The sequence below is a fragment of the Chryseobacterium sp. StRB126 genome, assembly GCF_000829375.1.
In the GTDB taxonomy this organism is placed as follows: Bacteria; Bacteroidota; Bacteroidia; order Flavobacteriales; family Weeksellaceae; genus Chryseobacterium.
Genome location: NZ_AP014624.1, coordinates 1,482,711 through 1,503,661, shown reverse-complemented (window position 1 = coordinate 1,503,661; position 20,951 = coordinate 1,482,711). Strand labels below are relative to the sequence as shown.

Annotated in this window: 13 protein-coding genes; 2 read left to right on the top strand and 11 right to left on the bottom strand. The window is 36.0% G+C overall.

The window, feature by feature from the left end; translation table 11 throughout:
* Positions 1–30: 30 nt before the first annotated feature.
* Both CHSO_RS06805 and CHSO_RS06800 read right to left on the bottom strand, forming a co-directional pair.
* Positions 31–777: a glycerophosphodiester phosphodiesterase family protein gene (locus CHSO_RS06805; protein WP_045493982.1), complete on the bottom strand. Its 747-nt coding sequence runs from the start codon at positions 775–777 to the stop codon at positions 31–33.
* Between the two features lie 167 nt (positions 778–944).
* The gene (locus CHSO_RS06800) at positions 945–4,040 is read right to left on the bottom strand and encodes a TonB-dependent receptor (protein ID WP_045493979.1); all 3,096 of its coding nucleotides are present in this window, start codon (positions 4,038–4,040) and stop codon (positions 945–947) included.
* A 240-nt stretch (positions 4,041–4,280) separates the two neighbouring features.
* On the opposite strand from CHSO_RS06800, the gene ligA reads away from it, so the two are divergent.
* Both ligA and CHSO_RS06790 read left to right on the top strand, forming a co-directional pair.
* Positions 4,281–6,287: an NAD-dependent DNA ligase LigA gene (gene ligA, locus CHSO_RS06795; RefSeq protein WP_045493976.1), complete on the top strand. Its 2,007-nt coding sequence runs from the start codon at positions 4,281–4,283 to the stop codon at positions 6,285–6,287.
* A gap of 164 nt (positions 6,288–6,451) precedes the next feature.
* The gene (locus CHSO_RS06790) at positions 6,452–8,767 is read left to right on the top strand and encodes a T9SS type A sorting domain-containing protein (RefSeq protein ID WP_045493973.1); all 2,316 of its coding nucleotides are present in this window, start codon (positions 6,452–6,454) and stop codon (positions 8,765–8,767) included.
* A 71-nt stretch (positions 8,768–8,838) separates the two neighbouring features.
* Here the strand turns inward: CHSO_RS06790 and CHSO_RS06785 are convergent, their stop codons facing one another.
* From CHSO_RS06785 to CHSO_RS06745, 9 genes are all read right to left on the bottom strand, one after another.
* Positions 8,839–9,300: a hypothetical protein gene (locus CHSO_RS06785; protein WP_045493970.1), complete on the bottom strand. Its 462-nt coding sequence runs from the start codon at positions 9,298–9,300 to the stop codon at positions 8,839–8,841.
* 118 nt (positions 9,301–9,418) lie between these two features.
* Positions 9,419–9,892 (bottom strand): hypothetical protein, encoded by a 474-nt coding sequence (locus tag CHSO_RS06780; RefSeq protein ID WP_045493967.1) that lies wholly within the window; start codon positions 9,890–9,892, stop codon positions 9,419–9,421.
* A gap of 59 nt (positions 9,893–9,951) precedes the next feature.
* Positions 9,952–11,667, bottom strand: coding sequence for an ATP-binding protein (locus tag CHSO_RS06775; RefSeq protein ID WP_045493964.1), 1,716 nt, complete (start codon positions 11,665–11,667; stop codon positions 9,952–9,954).
* A gap of 91 nt (positions 11,668–11,758) precedes the next feature.
* Entirely contained in the window at positions 11,759–12,868 is a 1,110-nt protein-coding gene (locus CHSO_RS06770) for a histidine kinase (RefSeq protein WP_045493962.1), read from the bottom strand.
* Positions 12,869–13,180: 312 nt separating this feature from the next.
* Positions 13,181–14,242 (bottom strand): porin, encoded by a 1,062-nt coding sequence (locus CHSO_RS06765; RefSeq protein WP_144429044.1) that lies wholly within the window; start codon positions 14,240–14,242, stop codon positions 13,181–13,183.
* 248 nt (positions 14,243–14,490) lie between these two features.
* Positions 14,491–15,048 carry a K(+)-transporting ATPase subunit C gene (gene kdpC, locus CHSO_RS06760; RefSeq protein ID WP_045493959.1) on the bottom strand — a complete coding sequence of 186 codons (558 nt, stop codon included), beginning with the start codon at positions 15,046–15,048 and terminating at the stop codon, positions 14,491–14,493.
* 10 nt (positions 15,049–15,058) lie between these two features.
* Positions 15,059–17,098, bottom strand: coding sequence for a potassium-transporting ATPase subunit KdpB (gene kdpB / locus CHSO_RS06755; protein ID WP_045493956.1), 2,040 nt, complete (start codon positions 17,096–17,098; stop codon positions 15,059–15,061).
* A gap of 180 nt (positions 17,099–17,278) precedes the next feature.
* Positions 17,279–18,973 carry a potassium-transporting ATPase subunit KdpA gene (kdpA, locus tag CHSO_RS06750; RefSeq protein ID WP_045493954.1) on the bottom strand — a complete coding sequence of 565 codons (1,695 nt, stop codon included), beginning with the start codon at positions 18,971–18,973 and terminating at the stop codon, positions 17,279–17,281.
* Between the two features lie 438 nt (positions 18,974–19,411).
* A complete protein-coding gene (locus CHSO_RS06745) occupies positions 19,412–20,737 on the bottom strand; it encodes a sigma-54-dependent transcriptional regulator (RefSeq protein WP_045493951.1) in 1,326 nt (441 codons plus the stop codon).
* Between the last annotated feature and the right edge of the window lie 214 nt (positions 20,738–20,951).

Here is a 20,951-nt window from a genome sequence, read left to right as displayed (position 1 = left end):
GGAAAATTATTGGTTGTTGTTTGCTTTGTATTATTTATTTTTCAGCTGCTCAGGAATGTTTGTGGTCACAAAACCGATTCCTTGCTTTTTTAGTTCATCATATACCGCAGCGTCATTTACCGTCCATGAATTGGTGATAAGCCCCAAAGTTTTCGCTTCAGCAATCCAGGTTGGATTTTTCTGGAAAACACTGTAGTGATAATCCATACCATCCAGTCCTTCCTTTTTGATCTGCTCCGGTGATAATTCTCCGTTCAGATACTGTACTTTAAATGATGGTGCCAATTTTTTGATCTCTTTACAGATATTCAGGCTAAAAGAAATGAATTCACTTTGAGATTCCAGTTTCATATCTTTAATCATCTTAATTGTCTTCTCAGTAATCTCATTTTCAATCTCAGGAGTTTTAGCAGGTTTAATCTCTACGATCAGTTTTACGGAAGTATTTTTTTTCCCCTGTTTCAAATAATCTTTTAAAGTAGGAAATTTCTCTCCGTTTGATAATTTCAAAGCTTCCAGTTCTTTGAATGAGGTTTCAGAGATTTCCATTTTACCGTGGTGCTCATCGTGGTTAATGACCAATACTCCGTCTTTTGTCATTCTCACGTCAAATTCGGAACCGTAAACTTTCAATTTCTGAGCATTTTCTAATGATTGAATAGAATTTTCCGTTGTAGGCGGCTGAGCCTGAAAATATCCTCTATGGGCAATGATCTGGGTTTGTGCTTTCATCAAAACTGTACTTAAAACTGCTAACCCTAAGATAAAATTTTTCATAATATAATTTAGATAATTAAAATAAAATCCTGTAACTTTTGATAAAGGTAATTATTATAGGACGTATTGAGAAATATAAAACCACAAAAGAAAGGTCTTAATGTCGTATTTTAAATACTAAACCTTTAAGAATCTTGTCTTTTGTGGCTACTAACTATAACTATTGATTAAAAACTGTACTTCGCTCCAATCTGAATTTGATACGGATTTCCTGAAAGAGGTGCTAAACCGTTACCACTCACATTTTTTGTATACTCAAACTGCTTGGTTACCGGATCGAATTTTTTGATTCGGTACATTGAGGTATTTCCATAGGATTCGTTTACACCCCATTCTTTATTCAGCAGGTTAGCTACATTGAAGATATCTACGGAAAGTTCAAATGCTCCTACTTTATCAAATTTTATTTTCTTCGCTACACGTAGGTCCCAAACTCCATAGAATCCATTCTTACCTCCATTACGTTCTGCAATTTTACCATTGTATTCCTTCACATAATCTTTCAATGCCTGTCCTACATTAGGATCATCAATAATAGACTGAGCTACATTCGGGAAGATATAAGCAAGATCATTGCTATCCACAAAGTCTCCGTTAATATTTCCTCCTGCTGTCATAGAGAAACGGGTTCCTCCGATTCCTGAATATCTGATACCTAATGTAAATCCTGCAATGGTAGGTGAGTTACCATAAATAACCACTTTATTACGGAACTGGTTATCAGAATACGTCATTCTCAAATCTCTCGGATCACCTTGAACCATTGTGGATAATGTTGCAGAATTGGCTACATTTCCGTTATATGAAGTATTGTCTTTAATATCAGACCATGTATAACTTGCCGTGATTTCCCCATCTTTCCAATAACGGTAGCTGGTATCTACAACAAACGAGAACTGATTTACTTTACCATCACTTACCAACTCCAATACTCTTCCGAAATTATTATTGATTCTTCCTTTTTTCCAGTCGATTTTTGAACCATCAATTGCTGATGTAGGAACATATACTCCTCTTCCGCCTTCATTATCCAATGTAAAGAATGGATTAGCTACCATGTTTCTGTCATAGTAATAATAGTTATTTCTACCTAAAGCCATATAGGCTGCCAATCCTGCTCTGAATCTGTCATTAAAGAAGTGTGTGTAGGAGATATTCGCTTTGTAAACGATTGGAATTTTAGCATCTTTTCCTGTATAGTTGATGGTTGGAACCTGATCCTTAGCAAGTGTAGGAACTGAACCGTAATTATTTCTATAATTGATGAAATCCGGTGTCAGCCCAGCTGTTGCAGGATCTACATCTACTGTAGCCAAATGTTTCCCATCGAACACCAGATTATTGATAATCATATAATTGTTGATATCGGAAGAGAATATCCCGGCTCCAAACTTCAGGAAGTCTTTATTTTGTTCGTTGATATTCCATTCAAACTGGAACCTTGGCTGGATAACGAAAGATTTGATCTTATTATCTGTTCTGATTCCCATTTCATCAAGCAGTTTCTGATTGAGTTCTGCTTTTGGATATCCGCCATAGTCTAATCTAAGACCCGCCATCAAATCTAATCCTTTGGCAATTTTAGTCTGGAATTGTCCGTAAACACCAATATTCCAGATATTAGATCTTATTGAAGGATCGTCCATTAGAGGAACCTCTCTATAAAATCTATAAGGCTTAAGATTATCAAAATTATCAAGACTGCTTATCTTTTTATCCGGATCATCCTTGAAATGGAATCTTCCGTTTACTTCACTTCCGTAAACCGATTTTGAAGTGGTATACATTAAATCTGCACCGAAAGTATATTTTACTTTATCTGTATTGTAGTATAGATTATCTACAATCTGGAATACATTATTTCTGAAGCTTTCCTGTGCAAAACGATGTCCACCAATCTGAATATTTGTAGATCCTACGCTAGATGCCACTCCTTCAACAATAGCTCTTGGTACAGGTCTTCCCAATTCATCATTCTGGTAGCTATCCTGGAAAGTATACAGATACTGAGCTTTCAATTCATTGGTTAAATTAGGCTTTAGGTTGGATCTTAAAGTCAATAATAAACTGTTGTCAAGATTTTTATCATTCCCATAGGATTCAAAGAAGTTGATACTGGTATTATCACCAAGTCCGTTTTTATTAAGATCATAAGTGAAATTATTTCTTAATGTCAACAAATGCTTTTCATTAATCTGCCAGTCTAAACGTAAAAATGCAGCATCAGAGTTTCTCACTTTATCGAAGCTTCCGAACTGCGGAGTGTTTCCAACTCCATATTTAGCTCTTGCAATATCTAAAAACTTGTTAAGTGTTTCTGTTGTGGTATTAAATCTCTTTTCATCTTCCTTAGACCTGATATCAGCAATAATCAAAGGTCTTGAATCTAACTGATGATCCCATGCTACAAAAAAGTGAAGTTTATTTTTGATGATCGGCCCTCCCAAAGAGAATCCGAACTGAGAAGTTGAGAAATCATTCTGTCTTTTGTTTCCTCTGATGTCATAAGGGCTGGAAAGCCAGTTGGCTCTTAAATATTCCCATGCACTTCCTGAAAATTTATTCGTACCGGATTTGGTAACGGCACTTACCGTTCCTCCACCACTTCTTCCCAATGTTACATCATATTGGTTGGTGGTAATTTTAAATTCACGTACTGCTTCAATGGAGATAGAGAAAGGTGCACCACTTCTGCTGGTAGTTGCTCCTGCAGAAGTTGGGTTTTTAGCCGTCATTCCATCAATGGTAAAGTTGGTAGAAGATCCCAGCTGCCCGGAAAGGTTTCCTCCTTTTCCGCTTAAAGGAGATAGCTCCGTAAGATTGGTAAAGTTTCGTCCGTTTACTGGCAGGATCCCGATATTCTTTGCAGAAATGGCTGTAGCAGCTCCCAGGTTACCAATTTTGTTTTTAAGATTTCCGGTAATTTTCACTTCTTCAATATGCTTTTCATTACCCAGATCCATGTTTACGGTTACCTGATCTCCGAAGTTTACATTGTAGCCTTCTCTTTTATCATCGTTTACAATCACCGTATAAGGCCCCCCCAAAGGAATTTCTTTAAAGATATACTCTCCTTTTGAGTTTGTTTCCGTTTCCGTTCTGAATCCTGTAGATTCATTAATGATGGTCACTTTCACTTTTTCCTGAGCCGCACTTCCCGGCCCGGTTACTTTTCCTACGATGGAAGCCTGCGTAGTCTGTGCATACGCAATTGTTCCAAACCCTAAAAACAATAACCCCAGTACAATCTTTACTTTTCTCATGTCTTCAAATTAGATGTGCAAAGGTATTTTTACTTTAAGAGCCTTCTGTTTACGGGAGTTTTAACATTTTTTTAATTAAATTGAAACGATATGTTAAATTACTTTAAACAATTGTTTTATTTTCTACTGATTCAGTTGATTGAAGCATGTTACAGATTGTTAATTTTCCTGTAATATTTAATTCCGTTATTTTTTAAATGAAATTACTTTAGTTATTTTTGCTCAAAAGATATAAACCCGATGTCTGAAAACATTCAACAAAAAATAGAACAGCTCCGTAAAGAGCTGCACCAGCATAACGAAAACTATTACCTTCTGGATACTCCCACCATTGCAGATTATGAATTTGATATGTTACTGGAGAGACTTCAGGACCTTGAAGCCAAATATCCTGAATTTTATGACGAAAACTCACCTACAATGCGTGTTGGTGGCGGTATTACAAAGGTATTTCCAACGATTCAGCATAAATTCAGAATGTATTCTCTGGATAACTCCTACGATTTTGATGATCTGCAAGATTGGGAAAAAAGAATTATCAAAACCATTGATGAACCTGTAGAATTTGTAGCCGAATTGAAGTATGACGGAGCTTCTATTTCTATTCTTTATGAAAACGGAAAGCTTACTCAGGCTGTAACCCGTGGTGATGGTTTTCAGGGAGACGAAATCACTCCAAACGTTCGTACCATTTCTGATATTCCATTAAAGTTAAAAGGTGATTTTCCTTCGCAATTCTATATGCGTGGTGAAATTTATTTAACGAGAAAAAATTTTAACAAACTTAATGCACTTCGTGAAGAAGAAGGGCTGGATCCATTCATGAATCCTAGAAATACCGCGAGTGGAAGTTTAAAAATGCAGGATAGTGCTGAGGTTAGAAAACGTGCACTTTCTTCTGTACTATACCAATTCATTTCCGATGAAATTCCCGCGGAAACTCATTGGGAGTTGCTTCAGAAAGCACAAGGTTGGGGATTCAAAACTTCGCAGCAGGTTAAACTTTGCAAAACGTTGGATGAGGTAAAGGAATTTATCACATTTTGGGATACGGAACGTCACAATTTACCTTTCGAAATTGATGGGATTGTATTAAAAGTGAATTCTTTACCACAGCAGAGACAGCTTGGATATACAGCTAAATCTCCACGTTGGGCTATGGCTTATAAGTTTAAAGCTGAGAAGGTAGAAACTGAACTTCAAAGTGTTTCTTATCAGGTGGGAAGAACGGGAGCAATTACTCCTGTGGCTAACTTAAAACCTGTTTTACTGGCCGGAACGATTGTAAAAAGAGCATCCCTGCATAATGAAGATATCATCAAAAAGCTTGATCTTCATGAAAATGATTTTGTGTATGTAGAAAAAGGAGGTGAAATTATTCCAAAGATTGTTGGGGTAAATATAGATAAGAGAACTAATGAAAGCAGGGAAATAGAATACATCAAACATTGTCCTGAATGTGGAACCGAACTGATAAAAATTGAAGACCAGGCCATTCATTTCTGTCCGAACGAACTTCACTGTCCGCCGCAGGTGGTGGGAAGAATGATTCACTATGTTTCAAGAAAAGCATTGAATATTGATAACCTTGGAAGTGAAACCATAGAACAGCTTTACAGGGAAAAACTTATTGAAAATCCTGCCGATTTCTATACTTTAACTAAAGAACAGCTTCTTCCACTGGAAAGAATGGCTGAAAAATCTGCTCAGAATATCATTACAGGAATTGAAAAATCAAAGGAAATTCCATTTGAAAAAGTATTGTACGGAATTGGTATCAAGCATGTAGGAGAAACAGTTGCTAAAAAATTAGTAAAAAACTTCCCTACTATTGAAGAGTTGAAAAATGCTACTGTTGAAGAGCTTTGCCAGGTAGAAGATATTGGGGTTAAAATAGCAGTAAGCATTGAGGAGTTTTTCAAAAACACTGAAAACCTATTGATGATCGAGCGTTTGAAATCTTATGGAGTACAGCTTGAAAAAGGAGAAAGCACCAATGAAGTATTATCCAATGTTTTAGAAGGAAAAACCTTCCTTTTCACTGGAAAATTATTACTCTTCACCAGAGAGGCTGCTGAGGAAATGGTAGAAAAGCATGGTGGAAAGAATATTTCTGCCGTTTCAAAAAACCTTAACTATCTTGTGGTGGGAGAAAAAGCCGGAAGCAAGCTAAAAAAAGCTCAGGACATCGGAACGATTACCATTCTTGATGAACAGCAGTTTCTGGATTTGATTGAGAAACAGTAAAGAATTTACATACCAACTTACATGATAACAGGCTGCGAATCGTTTTCGCAGCCTTTATTATTTTAAAAACTTATAAAACGCTCAATATCAAATAGAAAAATGGCATTAAAAAAATCTCAAAGTAATTCTTTAAAAGTTTACATTTGCTAAAATTAAACTATCCCATGAAAAAACTCTACCTAGTCTTTCTAATGACTATGTTTTCCGCTATGCAAGCGCAGATTGTTAATATTCCTGATGCCAATTTCAAAAATATTCTGCTATCTAATGTACCTAATGCTGTTATGGCTTTTGATCTTATGAATAATCTTACTATCATTGATAAAAACCATGATGGAGAGATTCAATTATCTGAAGCTGCCAATATTACAAAACTAAACATCCGAGTAACTAGTTTTCCGGCTAATTATTCTCAACTGTTCAGTAACCTCGTTTCAATGGAAGGAATACAAAGCTTTACCAATCTGACTTCTCTTGATATAGATGGTCTTCCATTATTACAGACCTTAGATTTAAGTAATAATACCCTATTATATAACCTGGAAGTTAGCAGATGCTATGTCCTTTCATCATTAAACCTTCAAGGGTGTAGCCAGCTACATGATATGGAGATCTTTGCCAGTAAGATAGCTTCCATTAATTTATCCGGACTAACAAACTTATATGATGTGAGTATATTACAATGTCAACTTGAGAATATCTATTTGAATAATAATACGAATCTCAACTCCTTAAACTTAGCATTGAATAAGCTTCAGACAATACCTATAAATCAAACCCCTAATTTAAAATTTCTGACACTAACACAAAACCAAATCAGCACACTTGATTTCAGTGGTTTTCCAAAATTAGAAGCCTTGGGGGTCAGTCTCAACAAGTTTATCACCATTGATTTGTCACAAAATAAAAACCTTACAAGCTTCTATTGTGATAAGAATCCTTTTCTTCAATCATTGTTCATTAAAAATGGAATTCATAATTTGGGTTCTACTCCTACTAATACTTCAAGCTTCACGGATACCCCAAGCCTTGTTTATATCTGTGCTGATGATTTTGAAATTCCTAACATTATTTCTTTATTACCATCTGCAAATACGTGTGTTGTAAACTCATACTGTTCATTTAACCCAGGAGGTACATTTTATAAAATTCAGGGAAACACAAAGGTAGATGCCAATAATAATGGCTGTGATGCCAATGATGCCAACAAAGCTTTCCAAAAGTTCAACATAACAGGAGGTGGAGTTACAGGAAGTATGATTGCCAATACTTCCGGAGATTTTTCTATTTCAGTAGAGCCAGGCAGCCATACAGTAACTCCAGTTATTGAAAATCCCGCGTACTTTACTATTTCCCCGTCAAGCATTACTGCCACTTTTCCTCAACAGGCAAGTCCATTTATTCAAAACTTCTGTATAACTCCGAATGGTGTTCATAATGATTTAGAAACAGTAATTGTACCTGTTACAGAGGCTTCACCAGGCTTTGAATCAAAATATAACATCATTTACAAAAACAAAGGGAATACGATACAATCCGGTACTCTGGTATTTAATTACAATGAGAATGTTATCGATTATATGAGTGCTACGCTTTCCCCATCCTCTCAATCTTCCGGAACATTGAACTGGAATTTCACCAATCTTCTTCCTTTTGAAACAAGAGAAATCACAGTTACTCTAAAATTAAATACACCTACACAAACTCCTGCAGTGAATGGTGGAGATATTCTGCATTATACAGCACAAATTAACGGGGCTACAGATGAAACGCCAATTGACAATAATTTTGCTTTAAACCAAACGGTTGTTAATTCTTTTGACCCTAATGATAAAACCTGTCTTGAAGGAACTTCTATTGCAAAAACTCAGGTTGGAGACTATGTTCATTACTTAATCCGATTCGAAAATACAGGAACTGCCAATGCCAGAAATATTGTTGTAAAGGATGAAATTGATACTTCAAAATTTGATATTTCTTCTTTAGTTTCTTTGGATGGAAGCCACAGCTATGTAACAAGAATAACAAATTCTAATATTGTAGAATTCATTTTCGAAAATATTCAGTTACCTTTTGATGATGCTCATAATGATGGATATGTAGCTTTCAAAATAAAAACAAAATCTACTTTGAATACTGGTGATACTTTCAGTAATACGGCTAAAATCTATTTTGATTACAACTTCCCTATTGTTACCAATACTTACACAACATCCATTGCAAGCACTTTAGCTACTTCAGAGATCAAGAATGATAAAAATGCAATGAGTATTTATCCTAATCCGGTAAAAGATATATTGTACATCAATTCAACAACTGAAGTAAATAAAGTTGTGATTTATGATGCTGCCGGAAGGGTGATTACGTCTATGGCAACAAAAGGAAACTCGGTAAATGTTTCAGATCTGCCTAGAGGAAATTATCTGATTAAGCTATTCTTAAAAGATAAAGTCTCCGTATTGAAATTTATAAAAGATTAAACTTATAAAAACTTCTATATAATAAAGGCTGCGAAGAGTTTTCGCAGCCTTTTGTATTTTAATAAGTATGTTTATTTAAAAACAAGAATTGTGTAAGGATTGTTATCACCTGTTTTAGGGGTAATTAGTCTGATCTGTTCTTTATTTTTAAAATAATCTACATAAGAATCTTTGGTAAGGGTCTTACCCTTCTCAGTCTCTTTATAACCGGAATCAAGAATGATCTTAACATATTGATCGTACTCCTTTTTAGTTTTAAATTCATACTCAATTCTGTCATCGGATTTGTCTTCGTATTCAAACTTTCCGATTTTAGATTGGTAATCGGGAGTTTCATATTCTGTTACCACGAAACCTAATCCTTCTGTTTTATCATAAAACCTGTAATTAAGGCTTTTCATTTCCTTTTTAAAATCAGCCATTCCTAATTTGTTGAATGCGGCAAACTGTTCTAAGGTAAAGGTTTGTGCAGAAAGCTGGCTGCATAAGGATATACAGAATAATATGGCTAATAAGCTTACGATTTTCTTCATTTTGTTAATTTGGCAACAAATATAACGTATAAATAATTAGAAAAAGTTTAATAGTAAAACATCGTCAAGAAGAATCAACATGCGCTTTCTTACTACATGATAAACAATAATACTGAGCTTATGTTTGTTGATCCAAAGCTTTTTGGAATAGTAAAATCTGTTCTTTATTCAGACCATTCAAAGAAATTGTACGTTCTCCATTCAACAGATGATCAGGATAATAGATGAGTTCAACAGAATCCCCGTTCAGATGAAACCTTATGAGAAATGTTGGATTTTTTGTATTCTTTGCGTTAGATCTAAATTTCAGATTAATACAACCTCTCGGAACAATGTAAAAACTTCGGGGAAACAGGAATATTGAGTTTTCATTCAGAAGAATATCAAAACTACACCATTGAAACCGTTTATTATAATGTAAAGTTCCTTTATGTACTGTAGTTATGGTTCCATATATTTTTTTTAATATCACTGCGTCCGGTTGCCTATATTTTTCAATAATCTTATCTTTCTGTATAAAAAAGAACACTCCTGAAATAACAAAAAATAAAAGACCTGCTATAATAAAATAAAAAAAAGGATTTGTTGGCATTAAAAGTTTTTAATGGAAAAAAATAGAATATTTCCGTTTCAAATATATGACAATAATCCTTATGAAACCGGCAATCTGAAAAAGAAAGTACTTCCATTGTTCAGAGAACTGCTTACCCCTATTTCACCATTCTGTTTCTCAATAAAATTCTTTGAAATAGCTAACCCAAGACCTGTTCCATTCTGATGTTCACCCGGAACCTGAAAGTAACGGTCAAAGATCTGTCTGTGGTACTTTTCATCAATTCCACTTCCTGTATCAATGATATTAAACTGAATAAAATCCTCTACTCTTTCCACAAGAATTTTAATTTCTTCATCCTGAAAAGAATGTTTTACCGCATTGGTCAGGAAGTTATTCATTACCCAAACTGTTTTGTCAAAATCTGCAGTTACAAAATCAGTATCTTCCAACTGGTATTCTGTGTGAATTGAAATATTCTTCTGTTCTGACAGTTTTTCAACGTTTTTCACGGCGGTTTGTACAATTTCCTTAGGAGAACATTTATCAACGGTAAGTCTGATGTTTCCGGATTCCACTTGTGAAAGATTAAGAAGTTCACCCGTGATATCCAATAAACGCTGCCCATCTTCATTGATGCTCTTCAGCAATTCCTGCTGTTGTTCATTCAACTCTCCGAATTTTTGATTTCCGAGTAGCTGTACCCCCATTTTTATAGCAGAAATCGGAGTTTTCAATTCATGGGAAATGGTTGCAATAAAATTGGTCTTAGCAAAATCCAGTTCTTTAAAAGGCGTAATATTTCGTAATAAAATTACTTTTCCGATATATTTCTTCTCTTTCTCTCCTGTTTTTACAATATTGATGGGAACAATATCCTGCTCAAAATAATTTTCTTTATTCTCACGAACGATCTTAATAGGATCTTTCACCGGATGATCTATATTTTTCAGCAGTTCACGCATCAGATCATTATTAATCGCAACTTCATGGGCCGTTTTTCCAATAATATCCTCTTTGTGGAGATTAGTGATCTTTAAAGCTTCATCATTAATCATATAGATAAAATGATTTTCATCCAGGCCAATTACAGCATCGTGCATATTATTCACCAAGGTTTCTATCCTTTTTTTCTCCATCAGCTGCTTGGAAAGGTTGCTGCTTTCGTACTCCTGAAGCTTTTCTGCCATCACATTAAAAGAGTCTGCCAGGCTGTTGAATTCTTCACTTCCTTTAAAATGTACCCTTTCATTATAATTTTTATCTGCAATCTGCCTGATACTGAAGGTTAGCTGATTGATGGGCTCAGCAATGGTTTGAGGCAGGTTGAACAATAAAATAAAAGCAATCAGAAAACAAACCGTTCCCAGACTGACAATCCAAAAAGTGGCATTTTCGGCTGTAATAATGGCGATATCGCTTTTGCGCTCAATTCCCTTCATGTTTAAAGACATGATTCTCGCCAGATCTTCCCGTATCAGCTTCTCTTTATGGGTTGTAGGTTGTTCCAAATAACTGTTGAAATGCAGATTCAGGTTCTGAGTAGCCTCTTTTTCACCAAATTCTGTAAGGTTTTTGTCCTGCAACTTATTGTTTTTCCTAAAATCTGCTATGGCCACCACACTGTCTGTACTGATATGATCCAGTGCCAGAAGCATATTCTTAGAAAATTCAAGGCTGTTATAATTGGCCGTAAGAATCTTTTCTGTATCAGATTTTAATTTATTGATATATACAGAACCTATTACTGAAAGCAGGACGATCAGTAAAAATAAAAGGCCTACGCCTAGGGTTAGTTTTGTTTTAAGTTTCATATGAAGATCCTTATTGTTTTTTTAAAGACATAGGCAATCGCGTCATCTTTATCGGTGTTTGTGTTTCCAAATCATTGCGATTTCATTACTCTTAAGATAAAATAATAATATCTACCTGTCTTTCATTCAGCCCGTTCATCAAAGTATAAATCCAACTGTAGCCGGACAGACGCTGCCAAAGCTTTGCATGAGGTTTTCCGATGCAGACTGTGGTGATGTTATGGGCAATCACATATTCAAGGATTCCGTTATGAACACTATTTTCCTTGATTCTGACAACCTTGGCTCCCAATTCCTGTGCTAAATTAAAATTATTAATCAAATACCGCTGCTTGTCCAGTGCTATTTTTTCAGGGGTTTCAGAAGGTTTTTGAATATAGAGAACCGTCCACGGACTGTTGTAATAACTCGCCAGCCTGGCAGTCTTCCTGATGATGGTCTTCGCAATCTTCTCATTGCTGCTGATGCAGGCCAAGAATTTGATGGGTTTGAAATTTTCCGTTTTAATTTCAGTTTCCACCTTTCTTTCTACGTGCGTTGCCACTTCTTTTAACGCAAGTTCACGAAGCTGTAGAATATGACCACTCTGGAAAAAGTTGCTAAGTGCCGTCTGAATTTTATCTTTCTTATAGATTTTTCCTTCTTTGAGCCGGGTGAGCAGCTCATCGGCAGTAAGGTCAATATTCACTACTTCATCAGCAAGCGCTAAGATTTTATCTGGAACCCGCTCTGCAACTTCAACTCCTGTTATTTTCTTTACTTCTTCATTAAGGCTTTCAATATGCTGAATATTCATGGCACTGATAACATTGATTCCGTTATCCAGAATCTCCAGCACATCCTGCCATCTCTTTTTATTTTTGGATCCTTCCACATTGGTATGGGCCAGTTCATCTACAAGCACCACTTCCGGATGTTCATTGATAATAGCCTGGAGGTCCATTTCCTCCAGGTTTTTACCTTTATAAAAGACTGATTTTCTTCCAATTTCCGGAATTCCTTCTGCCAGAGCTACCGTTTCTTCACGATCATGGGTTTCTATATAACCAATCTTTACATCAATGCCGTTTCGTAAAAGGGAATGAGCTTCCTGCAGCATTCGGAAGGTCTTCCCAACACCTGCACTCATCCCGATATAGATTTTGAATTTCCCTTTCCGGGACTTTTGGATGAGTTCCAAAAAATGTTTTGCTGATGACATTGATTTTATTCTTTTTAGTTTTATTTTTTTAAACATTCTGTTCACCTTCGATTAGCACTTTTGTAGGAAAGGTTTTCACTTTCAATCCAAAGGTTCAAGATTATATCATATTATTAAAAAACACTTAAGTTATTATAAGTTACTACTAACTGCTTTATAAGATCACTTAAGTTATTGAAAATCTTCGATCTTCATCTTATGTGTACTTTTATCAGTAACATTATTATCTTACTTAAGTGTTCTAAAGTGTTTACAATAAATCCTTTTGTGACTTTTGTAGTTATTGAATTCTAATTTCTGGTCTGTTTTTCTTTAAAACCAAACTGCTAAACTTGTTGTAACGAAGAAATTTCCTTTTCTGAAATCATCATTTTTCGCAAAAACAGCATCCTTAGAAGTGAATCCTCTTGCTTCGGTACGAAAAACAACATTTTTAAATACAGCATAATCTACATTCAGTGAATATCCAAAGGTTTGAAATCCGTTAGGAGTTCCTGTACTGATAATCACTCCATTTTTATCATTGTAATATTCCAGTCTTCCAGCCAGTGCCCATTTATTGTCAACCTGATATTTCGCCTGTATATTCGGGCTGTACCAGATATTATACTGCTCACTTCCTTTGGTCTTCTGCTCTGCTCCGATATCAAATCCTAATAAAGCCGAAAACTTATCTGTTAACTGGAAACTTCCATACAAATCATGAAAATAACGCATCCTTTTATCATCCTTGGCTTTATCATTTCCTATAAATGAACTGCTGTTCAAAGTTACTTTATCGTTTGGTTTATACGTCACCTGATGTCCAAAAGAAATACTCTGATTTCCTTTCACTTTTGCAATACGCTGCCAGCCATTCAGAATCAATCCGCTTACAAACCATTTTCCACTATCTGAAGTATAGGAAACTTTAGCACCGGTTTCAAAATAAGGTGAATTTTCTGCAGCAAAACTTCTTGTCAGGTTAATATTATCTTTTCCTATCGCACTTTCCCAACCAATATGGGAAGGCATGATCCCGGCATCAACCCATAAGTTTTTATTTTTAGATATTTTGATTCCTACATTTGCTTCGTTGATATATCGTAAAGCCTCCTGTTCTGCAGCCATATTGTCCTGTGCATAGGTTCCGCCCATTAATGCAAGGTTGGCTCTGATATTATCACTCTGATAATTGGCTTTTATAAGCCCCAGATTGAGATTAACCTCATTATGTCTGTTGTAAGTGTATAAAAAATTCTGACGGAGATGATTTCCAGGCTCATTAAAATCGTAAGTATAAAAAAGTTCCGCATAAGCCGAAAATGTAACTTTAGGCTCTGTTTTTAATGAGTCTGATGATTGCGCTTTTGAGAAAAACACTCCCAATAGCATTCCTATAATAGTAATTTTTTTCACGTTAATTTCGAATTGTCTGAGTACAGTACAGAAATATATTCATCTGATATTTATTATAACCACTAAGAAAGAATTAAGCTGTTAAGAAAAGGATTATAAGCGAATGATAAGTGGTAATACTTTAAAAATTTTAGATTTTCTTACTTATACTTAATTCTTTCAATATTCTTAATGGTTCAGTTTATCTAACAATATTTATAAATTCTGCTGTACAGTTATTTTAATTATTTAAGTTGATCTAAAGCAATATTAAGCTTTAAAACATTGATTCTTGAAGGTCCGAAAAGTCCTAAAAATGGTTTCTGAGTCTGATCTTTAATTAAGGTATTAATCTTCTCTACAGGAAGATTTCTCATTTTGGAAATTCTTTTTACCTGATATAAAGCCCCCTCTTCTGAAATATCAGGATCTAATCCGCTTCCACTTGCCGTAACAAGCTCTACTGGTACTTTAACACTTCCCATTTCAGGGTTCTGTAATTTTAGGGTATCTATTCTTTTTTGTACAGTTTCCAGGTATTCTTCATTGCTTGGACCTTTATTGCTTCCCCCACTTCCCGCTGCATTATAGTTTACAGTAGATGGGCGGCTATGAAAGTATTTTTCAGATTTAAATTCCTGTCCGATATTAGCATAGAATTTTTGTCCTTTATAATTAATGATCTCTGCATTTCCCTGAGTAGGTAATACTTTTGATCCGGCATATACAACAATCAGATAAATCCCTACAACTGCCAGCATTACCAAAGTTAGTCTGAATGCTGAAACGATATGATTTTTCATTTTTTTAATTTTAATAGAATAAACTAATCAATATATCAATAATTTTGATTCCGATGAAAGGAACAATAACGCCTCCCAAACCATAGATCAAAAGATTTCTTCTTAATAATGCGCTGGCACCAATTGGCTTATACGCCACTCCTTTTAACGCTAATGGAATCAGAAAAGGAATAATCACCGCATTGAAAATAACCGCTGATAAAATAGCTGTTTCTGGGCTGTGAAGATTCATGATATTCAATTTTTGCAATGACGGAATAAAAGTGATAAACAATGCCGGAATAATGGCAAAATACTTTGCAACGTCATTGGCAATACTGAAAGTCGTCAAGGTTCCACGGGTCATCAGTAACTGTTTTCCAATCTCTACGATCTCAATTAGTTTGGTAGGGTCATTATCAAGGTCTACCATATTACCAGCTTCCTTCGCAGCCTGAGTTCCGCTGTTCATTGCAACCCCCACATCAGCCTGAGCTAATGCCGGAGCATCATTCGTTCCGTCTCCCATCATCGCTACCAGTTTTCCTTCCTGCTGTTCCTTCTTGATATAGTTCATTTTATCTTCCGGTTTGGCTTCAGCAATAAAATCATCTACTCCAGCTTTTTCCGCAATAAATTTTGCGGTTAAAGGGTTGTCTCCGGTTACCATTACCGTTTTCACGCCCATTTTTCTCAGTCTCTGGAAACGCTCCTGGATACCCGTTTTAATAATATCCTGAAGTTCAATAACTCCCCATACTTTTTCATTAACGGACACTACCAAAGGTGTTCCTCCGTTTTCAGAAATTTTGGTAACAGCATCCTGTGTTTCCTGCGGGAAAAGATTCCCGGCTTTTTCAGTCAGTTTTTTTATAGTGTCGTAAGCTCCTTTTCGGATTCTGGTCTCTTCAAAATCGATCCCTGAAGTTCTGGTCTCAGCAGTAAAGTCGATGTATGTTGGATTGGGAACCAACAGATCTTCCGATTTCAGCTGGCTCAATTCTATAATAGATTTTCCCTCCGGTGTTTCATCTGCTACCGAGCTCAGAGCAGAAGCTTTGATAAAGTCTTCAAGCTTAATTCCGTTTGCAGGATGAAATTGTGTTGCCTTACGGTTCCCGATAGTGATTGTTCCGGTTTTATCCAGTAGCAAAACATCTATATCGCCTGCCGTTTCTACTGCTTTTCCACTTTTTGTGATAACGTTGGCTCTCAGTGCGCGGTCCATTCCCGCAATTCCAATGGCAGAAAGCAAGCCTCCAATGGTTGTCGGAATAAGACAAACGAAAAGAGAGATGAATGCCGCAATGGTAATCGGAGTCTGCGCATAGTCAGCAAAAGGTTTTAAGGTTAGGGTTACAATAATAAAAGTAAGGGTAAACCCTGCTAATAATATGGTTAATGCGATTTCGTTAGGTGTTTTCTGTCTTGACGCGCCTTCTACAAGAGCAATCATTTTGTCCAAAAAGGACTCTCCCGGCTTCGTCGTTACTTTTACCTTAATTCTGTCTGAAAGTACTTTTGTTCCTCCTGTTACTGAACTCTTATCTCCCCCCGCTTCGCGGATAACCGGTGCACTTTCTCCTGTAATGGCAGATTCATCAATGGTTGCCAACCCTTCAATAATTTCTCCATCCATCGGAATCTGATCTCCGGCTTCACAAAGAAAAATATCTCCAAGCTTCATTTCTGCAGACATTTTTAAAGCTGTTTCTACCTGAAATCCGGGTTTGTTATCAATCACCAGTTTGGCAGGAGTTTCCTCACGGGTTTTTCTAAGCGTATCAGCCTGTGCCTTTCCTCTGGCTTCAGCGATGGCTTCGGCAAAATTGGCAAATAAGACGGTAAAAAATAAGATAATGAATACCAAGAAATTATATGAGAAACTTCCTTGGGTTTTATCACCAGTTAAGCTGAACATGCTTACTATAAACATGACCACTGTTCCGATCTCCACCAGAAACATCACTGGATTTTTAAACATAATTTTCGGATTCAGTTTCACGAAGGACTGTTTAATCGCTTCATTTACCAAATCTCTTTGAAACAATGTTTGTGATTTATTTTTCATTTTTTTGAAAGAGTTTATATCATTATAAATCAATAATAACCATTAAGAGAAACCAAATTACAGGGTATAGGATTGGATAATATTATGTAGTGAACGTTTCGGTAAGTTTTAGATTAGTTCCCCAAACAATTCAGCTTCCTTAATGGTTGACTATTGATTTTAATTTTTAATGTTCACAATTTATTTAGAGAAATACTGTATCTGTTCTGCAATAGGACCAAGGGTTAACGCAGGGAAGAATGATAAGGCTGCAATAAGCAGAATAACTGCCAGGGTCATAAAACCAAATGTTGCTGTATCTGTCTTCAATGTTCCTGAACTTTCCGGAATAAATTTTTTCTGAGCCAGTAATCCTGCAATGGCTACTGGTCCTATAATTGGGATAAATCTTGATAAAAGCAGCACAATTCCTGTTGAAATATTCCACCAAGGTGTGTTATCTCCCAATCCTTCGAATCCTGATCCGTTATTGGCTGAGGAAGAAGTAAATTCATACAACATTTCACTGAAACCATGGAATCCAGGGTTGTTTAATGTTTTAGCTCCAAATTCCGGCATATAAGCTGTTAAGGCTGTTCCCACAAGAATTAAGAATGGATGGAACAAAGCAACGATCATCGCAATTTTCATTTCCTTGGCTTCGATCTTTTTCCCCATGAATTCAGGGGTTCTTCCTACCATCAATCCACTGATAAATACAGCAAGAATGATAAATATAAAGTAGTTCAGAATCCCTACTCCACAGCCACCGTAGAAACAGTTGATCATCATCGCAAGAAGTTCATTCATCCCTGAAAGAGGCATCGTACTGTCATGCATAGAATTTACAGAACCTGTAGAAATCACCGTAGTGGCAATGCTCCAGTAGGCTGATGCAGCACTTCCGAAACGGATTTCTTTCCCTTCCATCGCTCCAATGCTGCTGTCTGTTCCCATTTTTGTAATCAAAGGATTTCCTCCTGTTTCATTAACAATATTAGGGACAGTAAGCGCTAAGAAACCGATCGTCATCACGGTAAATATTACCCATGATAATTTTCTTTTCTTTAAATAAAAACCTAACGCAAAAACCAATGCAAAAGGAATAATCATCTGAGTGACCATTTCCGTCATATTTGTTATATAATTAGGGTTTTCAAGAGGGTGAGCTGAATTGGCTCCGAAGAAACCACCACCATTGGTTCCCAAATGTTTAATAGCAACAAAAGCAGCTACAGGGCCTCTGGAAACGTCTATTTTTTGCCCTTCAAGGGTTGTAATATGATCTTTTCCTTCGAAAGTCATCGGACTTCCGTTAATAGAAAGAATTAAAGCCACCACTACACTGATCGGAAGTAAAATTCTAATCATTGACTTGGTGAAATAATCATAGAAATTACCAAGCTCCGTAGCTGTTTTTTCTTTAAACGCTTTAAAAAGAACAGCCATAGCAGCCATTCCCGTTGCAGCCGTTACAAACTGTAAAAACATCAGATAAAGCTGGCTCAGATAACTCACTCCTGTTTCTCCCGAGTAGTGCTGTAAATTACAGTTCACTAAAAATGAGATGGTTGTATTAAAAGCCAGATCAGGTGACATATTCGGGTTCCCGTCCGGATTTAAAGGTAACCAGGCTTGAGTAAGCAAGAGGATAAACCCTATTATAAACCAAACCAGATTAATCGCCAGCATCGCATACATATTCTGCTTCCAGTTCATCTGGCGATTGGGATTAATTCCCGATATTTTATAAATTAACTTTTCAATCGGCTGAAAAACCGGATCTAAAAAGGTTTTCTTGTATCCATAAACATTAGCAATGTATTTACCTAAAAATATTCCGATAACTAATGTAATAGCAAACATGGCTATGATGCCTAAAATTTCTGTATTCATCGTCTTTTAAAATTTTTCAGGTTTCATTAAAACATAACAGATATACACAAAGGCAAGAATTGAAAGGAAAAATAAACTCCACATAATTTTATATTCTATCAAAAAATTCAACTGATTTATATAAAAGCCAGAACAATACTGCAAAGAGCAGAATTAAACTTATCAGCATCATATCTTTGTAATTAGGGTTAAAAGAGTAAACAATACGTACGATACAATCAGCAAACTAAAAGTTGCATGCTCCCGTTTTTTAAACGTTTTTCTTGAAATTGTCATTTTTAAATATTTTATTCTATCACTATATGCCAAAAGAAGGTCCAACCCTGAAACAAACAAAACAACACGCTGATTTACAACACATTAACAACACTGCAAAACCTATATAAAAACAGAAAAGCCTATCAAAATGATAGGCTCTTTATTAAAATGATAAAAGACTTATTTTAGTCCGTATTCATCGAGTTTGCGATATAGTGTAGCAATTCCTATTTCAAGGAGTCTGGCCGCTTCTGCCTTATTACCTTTTGTATATTGCAATACTTTTTGGATATGAATTTTTTCCAGTGATCTCATACTTAGAGAATCACTTTCTATCGCAGGTTTTTCTGAGTAATGAGGAAGGCTTTCAGCATCCAGAATATTATCATTCATCAGGATCAAACTGCGTTCTACAGCATTTCTCAGCTCTCGGATATTCCCTTTCCAGTCATTTTTTTCAAGCGCTTTATAATATTCCGGTAAAACCTGAATAGATGGCAGATGCAGTTTATTTGAGAATAAATCGACAAAATTCTTCGCCAGCATTTTTAGGTCCTCTTTTCTCTCCCTTAGAGCCGGAAGTGTAATTTCAAAAACATTCAGTCTGAAATACAGATCCTCTCTAAAATTTCCCTGTCTTATTTCCTCTTCCAGATGTCTATTGGTAGCTGCAATCAACCTGAAATCAGATTTTGAAACCTTGGTTTCCCCCATTTTGATAAATTCTCCGGTTTCCAGAACCCTAAGAAGTTTTGCCTGCAGCTCTATGGGCATTTCACCAATCTCATCCAGAAATAGAGTTCCACCATTGGCCTCTTCAATCAATCCTTTCTTATCTTTTATTGCCCCTGTAAAAGCACCTTGTTTATGGCCGAAGAGTTCACTTTCCAGAATTTCTTTGCTAAAAGCAGAACAGTTAATCGCTACAAAAGTATTTTTCTTCCTTTCACTACCTTCATGAATAGCATTCGCAAAAACCTCTTTTCCGGTTCCTGTTTCACCCGTTAAAAGTACTGCAGCATCAGTTAATGCCACTTTTTCAGCCATTTTCTTTGCATACAATATTAATGGGGAAGTACCGATAATCTGCCCGAAACCTTTTATGGCTCCAGCTGGCTGCATCGTTCTTGTTCTGTTATCTTTTACCTTCTCCAAAGCTTTATAAACCAAAGGAATAATCTTCTCATTATCATCTCCTTTTACCAAATAATCATAAGCCCCATTTTTCATAGCCTGTACAGCATCGGTAATATTTCCGAATGCAGTCATCAGAATAATTTCCAAATGTGGATACTTGGTCTTAATAGACTTTATAAGATCTACTCCAAACGCATCAGGAAGCCTCACATCGCTTAGCACAACATCAAAGTCGTATTGCTCCAGCATCGTCATAGCAGAACGGGCTGTTGAAGCTTCTTTTACGTTAAAATTCTCTTGGGAAAGGATCATTCCTAATAACTTAAGGAGCTTGATCTCATCATCGATAATCAGAATGTTTCCTGACATTATAATTCTTTTTGGAAAACTGATACAAACTTATTGATTTTATTTGAGGAAAAGCCCTTTATCACGGAAATTAATTTCGCATATTCATTTCTTTTCAGGAGCTGTATCCTGCTATCCACTCATACTCCTCACGCCATTACACCCCAGCGCTCCCCCCAAACTCTCCAACTCTTTGTTGCGGGGTAACCGTTACTATCGGGGCTAGAATGAGTAT